This is a genomic window from Rhizobium sp. KNZ2-6A, assembly GCF_056755475.1.
Map to the genome: position 1 here is coordinate 1 of NZ_JBNDIC010000041.1, position 14,468 is coordinate 14,468.

16 protein-coding genes are annotated in these 14,468 nt (G+C 60.4%); 11 read left to right on the forward strand and 5 right to left on the reverse strand.

Going from position 1 to position 14,468, the window contains the following annotated elements:
• The first annotated feature begins 197 nt into the window (after nucleotides 1-197).
• The gene (locus ACPYOP_RS24065; RefSeq protein ID WP_481412795.1) at nucleotides 198-998 is read left to right on the forward strand and encodes a phosphatase PAP2 family protein; all 801 of its coding nucleotides are present in this window, start codon (nucleotides 198-200) and stop codon (nucleotides 996-998) included.
• Between the two features lie 12 nt (nucleotides 999-1,010).
• Here ACPYOP_RS24065 and ACPYOP_RS24070 read toward each other — a convergent pair whose 3' ends face one another.
• Nucleotides 1,011-1,397: a response regulator gene (locus tag ACPYOP_RS24070; protein WP_481412796.1), complete on the reverse strand. Its 387-nt coding sequence runs from the start codon at nucleotides 1,395-1,397 to the stop codon at nucleotides 1,011-1,013.
• Between the two features lie 244 nt (nucleotides 1,398-1,641).
• Here ACPYOP_RS24070 and ACPYOP_RS24075 point away from each other — a divergent pair, with 244 nt between their 5' ends.
• Nucleotides 1,642-3,303, forward strand: coding sequence for a phosphoethanolamine transferase (locus ACPYOP_RS24075; RefSeq protein ID WP_481412797.1), 1,662 nt, complete (start codon nucleotides 1,642-1,644; stop codon nucleotides 3,301-3,303).
• Nucleotides 3,304-3,377: 74 nt separating this feature from the next.
• Here the strand turns inward: ACPYOP_RS24075 and ACPYOP_RS24080 are convergent, their stop codons facing one another.
• Nucleotides 3,378-3,755 (reverse strand): cupin domain-containing protein, encoded by a 378-nt coding sequence (locus ACPYOP_RS24080; protein WP_481412798.1) that lies wholly within the window; start codon nucleotides 3,753-3,755, stop codon nucleotides 3,378-3,380.
• A 196-nt stretch (nucleotides 3,756-3,951) separates the two neighbouring features.
• Between ACPYOP_RS24080 and ACPYOP_RS24085 the strand changes: the two genes are divergently transcribed.
• The 5 genes from ACPYOP_RS24085 (at nucleotide 3,952) to ACPYOP_RS24105 (ending at nucleotide 7,843) form a co-directional block, all read left to right on the forward strand.
• Complete coding sequence (locus tag ACPYOP_RS24085; protein ID WP_481412799.1) at nucleotides 3,952-4,989, forward strand: LLM class flavin-dependent oxidoreductase; 1,038 nt, start codon at nucleotides 3,952-3,954, stop codon at nucleotides 4,987-4,989.
• Nucleotides 4,990-5,148: 159 nt separating this feature from the next.
• The gene (locus ACPYOP_RS24090; protein ID WP_481412800.1) at nucleotides 5,149-6,048 is read left to right on the forward strand and encodes a MurR/RpiR family transcriptional regulator; all 900 of its coding nucleotides are present in this window, start codon (nucleotides 5,149-5,151) and stop codon (nucleotides 6,046-6,048) included.
• 133 nt (nucleotides 6,049-6,181) lie between these two features.
• Nucleotides 6,182-6,928 (forward strand): COG4280 domain-containing protein, encoded by a 747-nt coding sequence (locus ACPYOP_RS24095; protein ID WP_481412801.1) that lies wholly within the window; start codon nucleotides 6,182-6,184, stop codon nucleotides 6,926-6,928.
• Nucleotides 6,925-7,131 carry a hypothetical protein gene (locus tag ACPYOP_RS24100; RefSeq protein ID WP_481412802.1) on the forward strand — a complete coding sequence of 69 codons (207 nt, stop codon included), beginning with the start codon at nucleotides 6,925-6,927 and terminating at the stop codon, nucleotides 7,129-7,131. The genes ACPYOP_RS24095 and ACPYOP_RS24100 overlap by 4 nt, the downstream gene beginning before the upstream one ends.
• 130 nt (nucleotides 7,132-7,261) lie before the next feature.
• Nucleotides 7,262-7,843, forward strand: coding sequence for a histidine phosphatase family protein (locus tag ACPYOP_RS24105; protein WP_481412803.1), 582 nt, complete (start codon nucleotides 7,262-7,264; stop codon nucleotides 7,841-7,843).
• An 89-nt stretch (nucleotides 7,844-7,932) separates the two neighbouring features.
• Here ACPYOP_RS24105 and ACPYOP_RS24110 read toward each other — a convergent pair whose 3' ends face one another.
• Nucleotides 7,933-8,868 carry a phytanoyl-CoA dioxygenase family protein gene (locus ACPYOP_RS24110; RefSeq protein WP_481412804.1) on the reverse strand — a complete coding sequence of 312 codons (936 nt, stop codon included), beginning with the start codon at nucleotides 8,866-8,868 and terminating at the stop codon, nucleotides 7,933-7,935.
• Nucleotides 8,869-8,999: 131 nt separating this feature from the next.
• On the opposite strand from ACPYOP_RS24110, the gene ACPYOP_RS24115 reads away from it, so the two are divergent.
• Nucleotides 9,000-9,863 (forward strand): helix-turn-helix domain-containing protein, encoded by an 864-nt coding sequence (locus tag ACPYOP_RS24115; protein ID WP_481412805.1) that lies wholly within the window; start codon nucleotides 9,000-9,002, stop codon nucleotides 9,861-9,863.
• Here ACPYOP_RS24115 and pdxR read toward each other — a convergent pair.
• On the reverse strand, nucleotides 9,853-11,280 hold the full coding sequence (gene pdxR, locus ACPYOP_RS24120) for a MocR-like pyridoxine biosynthesis transcription factor PdxR (RefSeq protein ID WP_481412806.1): 1,428 nt from the start codon (nucleotides 11,278-11,280) through the stop codon (nucleotides 9,853-9,855). The two genes, ACPYOP_RS24115 and pdxR, sit on opposite strands and share 11 nt — an antisense overlap.
• Nucleotides 11,281-11,374: 94 nt before the next feature.
• Between pdxR and ACPYOP_RS24125 the strand changes: the two genes are divergently transcribed.
• The gene (locus tag ACPYOP_RS24125; RefSeq protein ID WP_481412807.1) at nucleotides 11,375-12,058 is read left to right on the forward strand and encodes a pyridoxamine 5'-phosphate oxidase family protein; all 684 of its coding nucleotides are present in this window, start codon (nucleotides 11,375-11,377) and stop codon (nucleotides 12,056-12,058) included.
• 29 nt (nucleotides 12,059-12,087) lie between these two features.
• Nucleotides 12,088-12,750 (forward strand): GNAT family N-acetyltransferase, encoded by a 663-nt coding sequence (locus ACPYOP_RS24130; RefSeq protein WP_481412808.1) that lies wholly within the window; start codon nucleotides 12,088-12,090, stop codon nucleotides 12,748-12,750.
• Nucleotides 12,751-12,775: 25 nt separating this feature from the next.
• Here ACPYOP_RS24130 and aac(6') read toward each other — a convergent pair whose 3' ends face one another.
• Nucleotides 12,776-13,216, reverse strand: coding sequence for an aminoglycoside 6'-N-acetyltransferase (gene aac(6'), locus ACPYOP_RS24135; protein ID WP_481412809.1), 441 nt, complete (start codon nucleotides 13,214-13,216; stop codon nucleotides 12,776-12,778).
• Nucleotides 13,217-13,349: 133 nt separating this feature from the next.
• Here aac(6') and olsE point away from each other — a divergent pair, with 133 nt between their 5' ends.
• On the forward strand, nucleotides 13,350-14,345 hold the full coding sequence (olsE, locus tag ACPYOP_RS24140) for an ornithine lipid hydroxylase OlsE (RefSeq protein WP_481412810.1): 996 nt from the start codon (nucleotides 13,350-13,352) through the stop codon (nucleotides 14,343-14,345).
• Nucleotides 14,346-14,468 lie beyond the last annotated feature (123 nt).

A 14,468-nucleotide genomic window follows, 5' to 3' on the forward strand; every position in this document is an offset into this window, starting at 1 on the left:
GCCTGATCAAGGCCCATCGGCAAAAGACGATCACCCTCATGGCGCCCGCGTCAACGCGCAGGGAAATGCGCGCTTACAGACGTGTCGTTTGATTTTCTTAAGCATTTGATCTTTCAGGCTGCTGTCAGGCTTCTATCGTAGTGGACGCTTGATAGTGGCCGTCTTGGTATTTTGCAAAGCGCTGACGGACGCTCGTTTTGACCTTGTTCAGACCGTGGCCGACGTTCCAGATGTTCGATAATTCCATTGCCTATACTAAACGGACGGTCCCGGTAAGCAGATCCTTCGTCGCGTTTCTCGCGCTCTTCCCGCTTTGGTGGCTGCTGCTGTTTGTCTTCTACCGGTTCCCCGGTATCGATCTCCTCGTCGCCAGGAGCGTCTTCACCGCGACACCCTGCGCGCCGGTCACTCTTTCCGGAAAAGTGTGCGGCGTCTTTGCTCTCGCCAAGAATCCTCTTCTCAAGATCGCGCGGGCTGTGACGCTTGCCCTACCCTACATCGCCGCCGTCGCCCTGATCGCGACCTTGATTTCGTCCTGGCGCAAACATGGTGCCCGCTGGCTTACGCCGAAAACGGACCGCTACGTCGCCGCCTTGATATCGCTGACAATCGGCTGCGGGCTGATCGTCAACACTTTGCTCAAAAGCTATTCCGGCAGGCCGAGGCCGCGCAGCACCGATCTCTTCGGAGGTTCGCTCGATTTCGTCCAGGCAGGTTCGTTTGCCGGCCGATGCCTTGGAAACTGCTCCTTCATTTCCGGAGAAGCGTCGTCCGGCGGCTGGCTGCTCTGTCTCATATTGCTGCTGCCGCCACACTTGCGCCTCAGGCTCGGCATTCCGCTCGCGATCGTCTCGATCATGATGCCGGTCATGCGCGTGATGACCGGGGCACATTACCTGTCGGATGCTGTCCTGGGTTGGTTGCTGTCGCTCGTCGTCTTTGCCGCTGCCATGGCGGTGATCGATTTCCTGCGATCGGCAAGATCGACCCAATCCTGAAAAAGCGCTCGCTTAGCTGACATTGCGCATGCGGATCAGGCTGCCACGCGAGGCTGCCTTCCGCACACGGACCACCATCTCGGCGAGCGCGAAGGGCTTCACCAGATAGTCCACGGCGCCGATGCTCATGGCGGTCATCTGGTCCGATAGCTGATCATAAGCCGACATGACGACGACCGGTGTCGTATCGCCGCGGGCTTCCATAAGCTTGAGCACGTCGAGGCCGCTGCCATCCGGCAATCGAAGGTCGAGAAGGACAACGTCATGCGTTTTCATCGCGACTGCGGCGGTTGCGGATTCGAGATTGATCGACCAGTCGACCGACCAGCCGTCCGCATGCAGATGATCCTGCACGGCATTGCCTATAGCCGGATTGTCTTCGATCAATAAGAGCTGCACGATTGCTCCCCATTGCAATCCGGCAGCTATGATGCCTATTTCTGACGGTGACCTGAACTCCGAACGCGAGGCTGACAAAAAGCGAAGATAATCCGAACAGGGCTCGAAACAACGCTGCACAATGACTCATCGTTCAGGTAAATGTCAGGGTTGATCACCATGGTGGCCGGCTTTGGCAGCCAAAACGTATCCTGCGGGAGTGGCATTTCCGCCCCAACCAGCAGCAGATGCGCGGAGAAAACTATTGACCAACAGAAACGCCCCGGCCGGCCGGCAGAAATTCAGGCCTGCCATCGGCAGCGTCACGCTTTGTTTCATAGCCACCTTTTATGTACTTCTCGTGACAAACAGGATGTTTTGGACCAAGGCATACGGTTACTTAATTGCTGACCCGGCCGCCTTCGCAGCCTTCGTGTTCGGCATTTCTGCTGCCATCCTGGCGCTCTTCACGCTCTTTTCCGCCAAATATCTCACCAAGCCTACCCTGATCTTCTTCGTGCTGGTCGCATCGGTATCTTCCTGGTTCAACGATCAGTTCGGCGTCATCATCGACAAGGAAATGATCCGCAATGCGGCGGTGTCGACAGGAGCGGAAAGCGCGCATCTGATCACGGCGCGCTTCGTGACATATGTGCTGCTGACGGGCGTTTTGCCTTCGCTTGTCATCATGTGGGTCCGGATCGTTCATCGCCCCATCCTCAAGAAGCTTGCCTACAACACCGCCGTCATTGTCAGCTGCGCCGCGATCTTCGTCGCTGCGGGCACCAGCTTCTATAAGACCTATGCCGGCGTCGGCCGCGCGCATCGCGACCTGATGGATACCCTCAATCCGGTCATCCCGATCACCAGCGTGGTGCGTTACGCAATCGACGCTCAAAAGAACGCAAACGTCGTCGCCCAGCCGCTGGGCACGGATGCCCGCAGGGTCGGCGTGGTCGATAGCGGCAAGCCGCGCGTCACGATCATCGTTGCCGGCGAAACCGCGCGCGCGCAGAACTTTTCGCTCGGCGGCTACGCCAAGATGACCAATCCGGAACTGGCAAAGCGCAATGTCGTCTACTTCCCCAATACCAGCAGCTGCGGGACGGCGACGGCAACCTCCATACCCTGCCTGTTCTCGGTCTACACGCGCGGGCAATACTCGCACCGTAAGGGACTTGAGACGGAAAACCTGCTCGATGTGCTGACCCATGCGAAGGTCGATGTGACCTGGCTCGACAACGACACCGGCAGCTACAATGTGACCGATCGTGTCTCCTACACCTATCTACCAACCTCGGCCGATCCGCGCTTCTGCAAGGATGGCGAATGCAGGGACGAGATCCTCGTCGACAAGATCGACGGCTGGCTGGACAAGGTGAAGGGCGACAGCGTGCTGGTATTGCACCAGCTCGGCAGCCATGGCCCGGCCTATTATCAGCGTTATCCCGAGGAATTCCGCCGCTTCCGCCCGGATTGCCGTTCCAACGATTTCAGCGCCTGCTCGCAGGAGGAAATCACCAATGCCTATGACAACACGATCCTCTATACGGATCACGTCGTCTCGATGGTCATCGACAAGCTGAAACAGCGCTCGAATTCGGTGTCCGGCTCCGTGCTCTATTTCTCCGATCACGGCGAGTCGCTCGGCGAGAACGGCATCTACCTGCACGGCACGCCCTATATCATCGCCCCCTCACAGCAGACGCAGGTGCCGATGCTGGTGTGGATGGCTGACGATCTCGCCAAGGCAGCCGGTTTCGACATGGCCTGCCTCTCCAAGCGCGCTGCCGAGGGCACCTACTCCCACGACAATATCTTCCACAGCGTTCTCGGCATGATGGATATATCCACCAAGGTCTACGATCCCAAGCTGGACGTCTTCGCCGCCTGCCGCACGCCATCGAACAAGCTGGCGCTGAACTGACAGGCTGAACAATGGCCGGCAGCTTCGCTTCAGCGGGGCCGCCGTGCCTTCCATATCCCTCAAAGTTGCCTAGGCTAAAGTCGCTTCGGCTGGCGGACCGTCCGCTCATTTTCCACATTGCCGGTATTAAGCGTCGTATTGCGCTCGAAAAGCACGACTTCACATGTCGGTTCGGCAACCGGGCAATGTTCCACCCCATGCGGAATGATGATGTATTCGCCGGGTCCGAGCACGATGTCGCCGCCGTTTTCCTCACGCAGCTTCATGCGTAGCGTGCCCTTGACGACGAGGAACAGCTCATCCTCCTCTTCATGATGGTGCCAATGGAAGGCGCCATCCAGCTTCACCAGCTTGACCTGGAAATCGTTGATGTCGCCGCCGATGCGCGGACTCCACGCCTCATCGAATGCTGCAAAAGCCTTGGTAAGATTGATCTTCTTCAGCACGACCATATGCTTCCTCCTTTACCCGAAACGGCATGATATTTCTGTTGCCAATATTGACGCCGGCTCCGCCGAAGGCAACGCCGGCCTGTCTTGGCATATCGAATTCCTCGAAGGTTTCAGCCGAAACTTTCCGGGTAGTTGATGACCGGCAACGACACTACATGCTGTCTCAACATCATTTCGACACATGACAGGAAAAATCATGACGACAAACAATGTCGAATTCGGCCTAGATACTTTCGGCGACGTGACTTTTGACGACAAGGGCACGCCGTTGCCGCATGCGCAGGTGCTGCGCAACGTCGTCGAGGAAGGCGTCCTTGCCGATCAGGTTGGAATAGACTTCTTCGGCATCGGCGAGCATCACCGCGAGGATTTCGCGGTTTCCTCGCCCGAGACGATCCTGGCCGCCATTGCCAGCCGCACATCGAAAATCCATCTGGGATCGGCCGTGACGGTGCTGAGCTCGGATGATCCGATCCGCGTGTTCCAGCGCTTCTCCAGCCTGAACGCGGTTTCGAACGGCCGCGCCGAAGTTATTCTCGGCCGCGGCTCCTTCACGGAATCCTTCCCGCTGTTCGGTTTCGAGCTGTCGCAATACGAGCAGCTCTTCGAGGAAAAGCTCGATCTGCTCGCTGCCTTGCTCAAAAACGAGCCGGTGAACTGGCAGGGCAGCATCCGCCCGCCGCTGCACAATCAGAAGGTCTTCCCGACCATCGAGAGCGGCCAGCTGAAGACATGGATCGGCGTCGGCGGCAGCCCGGAATCGGTGGTGCGCGCGGCTCATTACGATCTGCCGCTGATGCTGGCGATCATTGGCGGCAGCCCCTACCGCTTCCAGCCCTATGTCGACCTCTATCACCGCGCCTTCGAGCAGCTCGGCAAGCCCGTCAAGCCGATCGGCATCCATTCGCCGGGCTACATCGCCGAGACCGACGAACAGGCGCGCGAGGAATTGTGGCCCTGCTACAAGGCCATGCGCGACCGCATCGGCCGCGAGCGCGGCTGGCCGTCCATGACGCGGGCGGAATTCGACAACGAGATCGAAAAGGGTTCGCTCTATGTCGGCTCGCCGGAGACGGTCGCCGCCAAGCTCGCTCCGGTCGTGAAGACGCTCGGCATCAGCCGCTTCCAGCTGAAATACAGCGCCGGCGCGCTCGGGCATGAAAAGATGCTGCGCTGCATCGAGCTCTATGGCCAGAAGGTGATCCCGGCGGTGCGCGCCGCGCTGGCGGCATAGCCGCAGCCGCGTGTCTCACCCTCGCCTTTGATGATCGATCGGATCAGCGGGCGCTTCGCTATACAGCGGGGCGCCCTTTGTTTTTGCGCTGTCATTTTTATGCAGTAAATGCTACAGCTAACGTCATTGGTAACATTTACTACAAATCAAAGATATCCGATGGAAGAGAAGAGGCAGAATCCTCACACGTTCGACGACCGCATTCTCGGCATGATCGAAACATTGGCGCCTGCCGAGCAACGCATTGCCCGCTTCTTCATCGACCAGAAGCAGGCAACCTTGCTGAACTCGGCTGCCCAGATCGCGCAGCTCGCCGGCACCAGCGACGCCACCGTTGTGCGCACGGCGCGCACCCTAGGCTTTGAAAGCCTGTCGGCGCTGCGGGCCGCCGTCCTTGCGGAGCTGACAGGAACGCCCTCACCCGGAACACGGATGGAGCGCACGTTGGCTGAAACAGGCAGCCAGGCCGTCGACGCGCTTCGCCACGTTATCGGTATGCATGAACAGGCCTTGGAGGTCCTGCGACGTGAGGAATTTGCCGTAAGCTTCGAACGCAGCGTCGATATTCTGGCAAGCGCTGCGCGGCGCCATATCTTCGGCATCGGTCCGTCAGGCGCAATGGCGGATTATCTCAGCCTGCAGCTCAACCGCATCGGCCTGCCGACCCACGCGCTTTCAGCGTCAGGCATCGCGCTGGCGGATCGCCTGCTTGGGATAGGTAAAGGCGACGTCGTGCTGATGATGGCCTATGCCCCGCTCTATCGCGAGGTCGACGTGCTGCTGGAGCACGCCGGCAAGCATGGCGTGCCGGTCATACTCATCAGCGACGATCTTGGCCCGCTGACTGCCGATAAGGTCGCCGAAGTTCTCCCGGTCCCGCGCGGCAATGCCGGCCACCTGGCCATGCATGCCGGCACGATGGTGCTGATCGAGGCATTGATCGTCGCGCTGGCGGCGAAGGACAAGAAAGCAGCCATCGACAGTCTTGACCAGCTTAGCCAGCTGCGCGGCGCGATCGACAAGGCGTGGAGCAAGCGCGGCACGAGGAAGCGCAAATGAGCCGCAAGCCAACCCTCAGGCTCAAAGCGCGCCGATTCTTTCCTCGGCGTGAGCTCATCCAAGACATCAAGAAGAGCCTTCGGGGAAATATCAGGCAAATTCAAATCCCTAGTCGTCATTCGGGAATCATTTCATGAACAGCCTCACACCCATTCTATCTACCGTGACGGCATCCTTCCTTGGCTCCTTCGTCGAAGTCGTGGAGGCCTTCACCATCGTCCTTGCCGTCGGCGTCACGAGAAGCTGGCGTCCAGCGCTGACCGGCGCGGCACTTGCCCTTGCCGTACTGGCCGCCCTTGTCCTCATCTTCGGACCACTGCTGGCGCTGATACCGATCGAGACGCTGCAATTCGTCGTCGGCGTTCTCCTCATCCTCTTCGGCATGCGCTGGCTGCGCAAAGCCATCCTCCGCTCGCTCGGCGTCATAGCCTTGCATGACGAGGAAGCCGCCTTCTCGAAAGAGACGGCGGTATTGCAGGCGCAGTCTTCGGATCGCCGCTCCGATTACCTTGCCGGCCTCGCCGCCTTCAAGGCGGTCTTGCTGGAGGGCGTCGAAGTGGTGTTCATCGTCATCGCCGTCGGCGGCGCCCATGGCCTAACACTCTATGCCGGCCTCGGCGCGCTTGCCGCCTTCGTGCTCGTCATGCTGATCGGGTTGCTGGTCCACCGCCCGCTCGCCACCGTGCCCGAAAACACCCTCAAATTCGTCGTCGGCCTGATGCTGACAAGCTTCGGCATCTTCTGGACCGGTGAAGGCATCGGCGCGCATTGGCCGGGCGAGGATCTCGCTTTGATCGCCATCTTCGCGATCATCTCGCTCGCCTCCTACGCCATCATCCGTGTCATGCGCGGCAATCCGACAACGAAGGCAGCCCAATGACCGTGCTTCGCATCGCCCTGTCCGAGCTTATCGGCATGTTCATCGACGACGGCAGCCTCGCCACGCTCTGCCTCATCCTCATCCTCGCGATCGCCGGAGCGGTGGAGTTTCTTGCCATGCCGCCGCTCGCAGGTGGTCTTCTCCTGTTGGTCGGCTGCCTCGCCATCCTACTCCACAGCGTCCGTCGCGCCGTGAAACGATGAGATTCATAACCGCCTGCAAGGCCTTGGATTTGCAGGCGGTATCATACCAACAGCCGATTAGCCTTGGCTCTCGACAGAACTCTTCGCGGATGCGAAGAATTCCGCACATCAAGCGAAAAGGAGAACCGGCATGAGCAGCGCCTATCCCGAAGTCTACCTAGTGCGGCACGGACAGACGGAGTGGAGCCTCTCCGGCAGGCACACCGGCCGGACCGATATTCCCCTGACGGCTGCAGGCGAGGAAGCCGCCCGCAAGCTCGCCGGTCGCCTACCCCAAATCGATTTCGCCGCCGTCTGGTCCAGCCCGTCGCAGCGCGCTCAGAATACCTGCGCGCTGGCCGGCTTCGGTGATCGCCGCGTCGTCAAGGACGATCTGGCGGAATGGGATTATGGCGCCTATGAAGGCATCACCACCAAAGCGATCCTTGCCGAACGCCCGGGCTGGCAGGTCTTTCGCGATGGCTGCCCGAATGGCGAAATGGCCGCCGACGTCGGCATACGCGCCGATCGGATCATCGGCGAACTTCGCGGCATCGGCGGCTCCGTCCTGATCTTTTCCAGCGCCCATTTTCTGCGCGTCTTCGCCGCCCGCTGGGTCGGCCTGCCGCCGGAAGGCGGCGCGCATCTGGTCCTCGATACCACAAGCATCAGCGTGCTCGGCTACGAGCATGATCTGACCGAGCCGGTCATCCGCCGCTGGAACGAAGTCTGACAAACACGCAGCAATCCACCAGAACTCCACCAACGTTTCGAGCGGCCCTGGAGCCGCTCGATGTTTTCAGGAAGTCGACCTTCAGCCGCTTACCATGGCTTGAGCCCCAACAGCTTCTCGCCGAGCGGCGTCAGTTCGGCCGTGGTCGCATTCTGCTTTTCCCATTCGCGGGGATCGCCGGGAAAGGCATCGCGCTTCGGGGAGTCCAGCTCCCGCCATAGACGGATACGTTCGTCGCGCTCGGCGACATTGTCATATTCCGCTGGATGCATGGAGATATATTGCGCCATGCGAACGCGGTTGTCGGAATGATTGGGACGGACGCCGTGCGCCAGCAGCGAGTTGAAGATCATCAGGTCGCCGGGCTCCATGTCGATATTGACGACACACAGTCCCGTCATGTCGGGATGCATCGGATCGCGATCGACCGGCTGGGTCTTTTCCCATTCCTCGAAATGCTCGAAGAGCTGCGGCACGCACTGAAAGCCGCCGACGTCGCCATCCTGCTTCTTCAGGCTCAGAACACCCTGGACGCCGATCGGCAGCGGGCGGATCGAGGTATCGACATCCCAGTGGATGAAGCCGTTCGGATTGCCCTTCACCTTCTTCGGCGGGTTGAGATTGGCGCGATCGATCGTCACCCAGAGATCCTCCCGATCCCAGATGTCGACGAAGACATCATAGATCCGCTTTTCCATGCGGTTGTCCCAGAGATATTGGTGATTATAGATCTCCAGCATGCCGGTATTGTTGAGTTCCTTCATCTTGTGCTCGCGCCGTTGCGGCGCATACCAGGTGGAGGGATCGTTCGGGTCCTTCTCGTCAAAACGCCACAAAACGTCGGCAAGCCGCTCGACATTCGCCGCCGGCACCGCCTGACGCACGATCACATAACCCTTGGTGATCCAATGCTGCCAATCGTCCTTCGACAGCACTCTGAGCGGCAGCGTCTTCCGGATATCCTTCAATTGTGTCGTGACCGCTGACGCGGTCGGGTGAGCATCTCGTTTCAAGGCAGGCTGCATCGGTTTCCTCCATCTGGCCCCCTCTGTTTTCGGGTGACGGAAGAAGTTGTAGCTCCAACCGGAGTTTCGATGTTGCCCGGCTCTGGCCAGTTCTGATACTATTCTGGCTTCATTGATACTATGGACGCCCCGTGAGACCCTATCTCGAAGTCCTGCCCCGCTCACCCGAAGCATCCTGGAGCATGCTGAACCGTAGGCTCGACGACTGCATTCCCTTCCAGTGGCACCACCATCCGGAATTCGAGCTGACGCTCACGCTGAACTCCATCGGCCAGCGTTTCATCGGCGATCATAGCGAAGACTATGGCGATGGCGATCTCGTTCTCGTCGGCCCCAACCTGCCGCACAGCTGGGTTTCACGCGGCAGGATCGAGGAACATCAGCCGCATATCGCGCTCGTGCTCTGGTTCGATCGCGAATGGCTTTTGCGGATGACAGGGGGCGCCGTCGAATTCCGGTCGATCGAGACGATGCTGCAGCGGGGAGACAACGGCCTGCGCTTTTCGGAGACGACCTCCGCCGCCGTCCGCCCTGCCTTCGAAACCATTTTCGAAAAGCCGCCCGTAGAGCGCCTGCTGTCGTTGCTCGACATTCTGGTGAGAGTTGCGGAAGACCGGCAGGCAACGCCGCTTGCAAGTGCGCCGGCGCAGGCACCGGATCTCAAGGAAAGCCGCGAGCGCATCGACCGCGTGCTGACGCATATGCATCTTCATTATTCGCGCGCAATCAGCCTTGATGAACTGGCCGATATCGCGGCACTCAGCGTCTCCGGTCTGCACCGCATGTTTCGCCGCCATACCGGCGGAACGATATCGGACTATCTTACGCGCATGCGTATCGGCGACGCCTGCGCCCGCCTCTCCTCCACCGATCAGGCGATCCATCACATCAGCGATGCCGTCGGCTATAGCTCCCTTGCCAATTTCAACAGGCAGTTCAAGGCGCTGAAGGACATAACTCCGCGCGAATACCGAGCGATGTTTCTCAGGCGCTGAAGGGCATCGTCGCAAGCAGTCTGGCAATCCTCGCCGCCGCCCCATCCGCGGCCTGGGCCTCCATGCGGGCAATACCGAACAGCAGTCCGGGTCGTGCAGGGCCGAGATACAGCGCCGATATCGGCCGCACGGCGAAACCGTTGGAGTTAATTGCGCGCGCGACGGCGACATCATCGGTCTTTGCGTCACGGAACCAGCTTGCCAGTTGCAGCCCGCCGCCGCCCACTCCAAGTTCCAGCTCGCTACCGCAATGACGATCGAGTGCCGGTACGGTCGCTGCCATGCGCTCGGCATAAATGGCGTTCATCTGCCGCAGATGCGCGCGAAACCGTCCCTCGCGCATGAAATCGGCAAGCGCGGCCTGGATATGAACAGGCACGACGGCGCCTCTTAACCGCTGCGCCGCCTCGGTCGCCGCCACCAAGCGGGGGGGCACGACCGCATAGGCGACACGCAGGCCGGGCGCGAGCGTCTTCGAAAAGGTGCCGACATAGGCGACCACTTCGCCGCGATCGATACCTTGCAAGGCGGCGATCGGCCGCGACGCATACTGGAACTCGCTGTCGTAATCGTCTTCCAGCACGATCGCGCCATTGGCACGGGCAAATTCCAGCAGGGCGAGACGGCGCGGCAGGCTCATGGTGACGCCGGTCGGATACTGGTGCGAAGGCGTGACATAGATCAGTCGCGGCAGCGGCCCGGCGCCGCGCGTGATATCGATGCCCTCTGCATCGCAAGGCACCGGCACGAGGTCGGCTCCGGCCATCCGTAGGATCGCCTGCGCGGTGGCATAGCCGGGATCCTCCATCCAGACTGCATTGCCGCCCCGATCTCCGGCGCGGATCAGCACGCTCGCAAGCAGCCCGATCGCAGCGCCAGTCGACGGCACGATCAGGACCTGTTCGGGACGGGCGACCACGCCGCGCGTCGCAGCGATATGATCGAGGATGGCTTCGCGCAACTCGTGAACGCCGCCATGATCGCGGTATCCGAGATCGTGAACCCGCAAAGAGCGGCCCCGGGCACCGAGACAACGCGCCCAGGCGGCATGAGGAAAGGCCGACACATCCGGCACCCCCGGTTCGAACAATCCTCCGGTCTTGAACTCCGTAATGCGGGGCTGGTTCGGCAGTGGCGCAGCAGCTTGCCCGAACAAGGGTGCCGACGGAAAGGCTGCGACACGCGTTGCCGCCCCGGTTGCCGATTGCAGATAGCCCTCCGCCTTCAGGCGATCATAGGCATTGACGACAGTCGAACGCGCGACGCCGAGCGAGAACGCCATTGCCCGCGTTGAAGGCACACGCTGCCCTGTCGGCATCTGTCCGTGCAGGATACGATCGCGCATCAGGCGATAGACTTGTCCCTCCAAATCACCCGAAGTCCGGTCGAGTGCCGGCCATTGCGCCACCGCTGCCATGAAACCTCAACTGGTCTGCTAAAAATCAAAAAACTGGCCATTTATAACCTACCTCTTTGCTGTCAGAGATCAACGCTCAATCGACGAGGACGACATGGCCGATCTCTACCCGCCTGACACTAAGGATTATCCGACCACCGAGCGCACCCGCATGCGGCGCAGCCCCAAGCGCGGCAGCCACGCCCATGCCGACGTTCACGCCATTCTGGATGCGGCCCCGCTCTGCCACGTCGGCTATGTCATCAATGGTGCGCCCTATGTGACACCGACCCTGCATTGGCGCGAGGGCGACTACGTCTATTGGCATGGCTCCGCCGCCAGCCGCTTCCTGCGCGCCGCCGAAGACATGCCGGTCTGCCTGACCTGCAGCATCATGGATGGCTACGTGCTCGCCCGCTCCGCCTTCAATCACTCCGTCAATTACCGCTCCGCCATGGTCTTCGGCACGGCCCGGCTGGTCGATGATCTCGACGAGAAGACCGATGCGCTGCGCCGCTTCATCGAAGACCTGTTTCCCGGCCGCTGGGACAGTTTGAGACCGATGACCAGGCAGGAAGTGAAAGCCACTTCGGTACTGCGCATGAAAATCGACGAGGCCTCGGCTAAAATCCGCAACGGCCCGCCGGGCGATATGGACGAGGCGAGCCATCCGATCTGGGCCGGCGTCCTGCCCATGGAAAGCCGTCTGGTATCGCCGCAACCGGCGCCCGGCTTGCCCAATGGAATAGAACTGCCGCAATCCCTGGCGGACCTGATACAATCCGGCCGGTTGCGCTAGGCTACATTTAATGACCAAAGGACTTTGACATGGATCTCACGAACTGGAAGGGCGTGCCCCGCCCCGAGCGCCTTACTCTTGAAGGCCGCTACGTCAGGATCGAGCCGCTTGGCGCGAGCCGTCATGGCGAGGATCTCTTTGCCTCCGCCCGGGCTCCCGGTGCAGAAGATCGCTTCCGTTATCTCTTCGAGGATGCGCCCGCCGATTACGCCGCCTTCTCGCCCTGGCTCGAGAAAGCGGCCTCCAGCGCCGATCCGCTCTTCTTCGCGACCATCGACAAGCGCACCGGACGCGCCGAAGGCCGGCAGGCATTGATGCGCATCGACAGCACGCATGGCGTCATCGAGATCGGCAGCATCCTGTGGGGGCCGGCGATCGCCCGCAGCCGCGTGACGACCGAAACGCTTTATCTGTTCGCATCCTATGTCTTCGATACGCTCGGCTATCGCCGCTTCGAATGGAAGTGCAACAATCTCAACGAACCGTCGAAGCGGGCGGCCGAACGTTTCGGTTTCGTCTTCGAAGGTATCTTCCGCCAGCATATGGTTGCCAAGGGCCAGAACCGCGACACCGCCTGGTTTGCCATGATCGACGCCGACTGGCCGCGCCTGAAGGCCGGCTACGAGCGCTGGCTGAACCCGGAGAATTTCGACGAGGCCGGCCAGCAGAAGACCAAGCTGACATTCGGGTAAATCGGCACTTAGCCGCGGCTCCGGACTACAGCAGCTTGCGGAAATAGACCACGCGCCGGGTTTCGACGAAGCCGAGTGCGGAATGGAAGGCGTGGCTCGCAAGATTGTCGATCAACGCATCCGAGGCGAATTCCATGCAGCCGGCATCCCGCCCCCAGACGGCAACAGCCTGGCAAAGCGCCTGCGCCACCCCTTCGCGCCGATTTTCCGGGCGCACATAGATGCCCTCGAGGAACAGGACTGGCGAAGTCTCGCAGCCATTGACGTAATCGTGCCGCAATGTCGCTTCGGCAAAACCGACGACATGACCCGCAACATCGATCGCCACGAAGGCAATACCGTTTTCATTGGAGCGAAACTGCGCAAGTTCCGCGCGGTGATGCTCGAGCGAATCGTCGGGCCAAAGCGCCGCGCGCAGGCGCGCCCAATCATCCAGATGCTCGTGTCCTGCCTTCTCTATCCTCATGCTTCGACCTCCCTCTCAACTGCCCGCCGTGAGCCACGGTAAAAATTTCGCTTTCGACTCCACAATCATCGCGCTACATATCGCGCATATTCACGCGCAAATTTTTCGCTGATCAGAATCTGAGGATGATGGAATGAGATTTCAAAGCAGTTCGCGTCTTTACGCTGCTGTTTCGTCCCTTTTGTGGCCCGCCATCTTCTGCGCGGGATTGATCGGCGCCTATTTCGCCTTCGACTCGGACATGCACCTCCTCTGGTTCAACGTCGTCTATCTGTCGATGGTGGCAGTGATTGCCCTGTTCGAAAGGCTCATGCCCTATGAGCGGACCTGGCTGCAGCGCGATGGCGAAACCTTCAACGATGTTGCCCACACGCTGCTGACCAAGGGTGGCGTGCAGATCGCCGCCGCGATCGGCACCTCCTTCCCGATGGCGGTTGCGACCGTGGCGCAGCCGGCGCTGAGCTACCATTCGCATTTCTGGCCGGATCAGTGGCCGATGATATTCCAGGTGGCGCTCGGCCTCGTCGTTGCCGAGTTCGGCCTCTATATGGCCCATCGCCTGGCACATGAGCATCTGTCGCTGTGGCGTTTCCATGCGCTGCATCACAGTGTCGAACGCCTTTGGGTCATCAACACGGGCCGCTTCCACGTCATCGACACGCTCTTCAAGATCGCGCTCGGCCAGATCCCGCTTTACTTGCTGGGGGCACCATTACCGGTCTTCCTTTGGATCGGCGCGGTCACGGCCTTTATCGGCCTGCTCACCCATTGCAATGTCGACATGCGCACCGGCCCGCTCGATCTCATATTCTCGACCCCACGCCTGCATCGCTGGCATCACTCCAAGATCCTCGCCGAAGGCAATACGAATTATGGGGAAAACCTCGTGATCTGGGATCAGCTTCTCGGCACCTTCCACAATCCGCCCCGCGCCTCCTCCACGGACATCGGCATCACCGGCAAGGTCGCCAAGGGTTTCCTCGCCCAGCTCGCGCAACCCTTCTCCAGGAAAGGTCGCAAGGAGATCATTGGCAAGAAGCCGAAGGAATTGATCCTTCAGGAAGAACAGGCCGCAAAGGCCGCTGCGGCAAGGCGGAACGGCGACGCCAAGATCCGCAAATCAGGCTGAGATCGCTTTCGATAAACGCGCCAATCGCTCGGCGCGCGGAAGGATGCGTTTATCGATCCATGCCTGTGGACAGAAACATCGCGAAAAACTCCAGCCCGGCAATCCACGTATTTCGATTTCAAA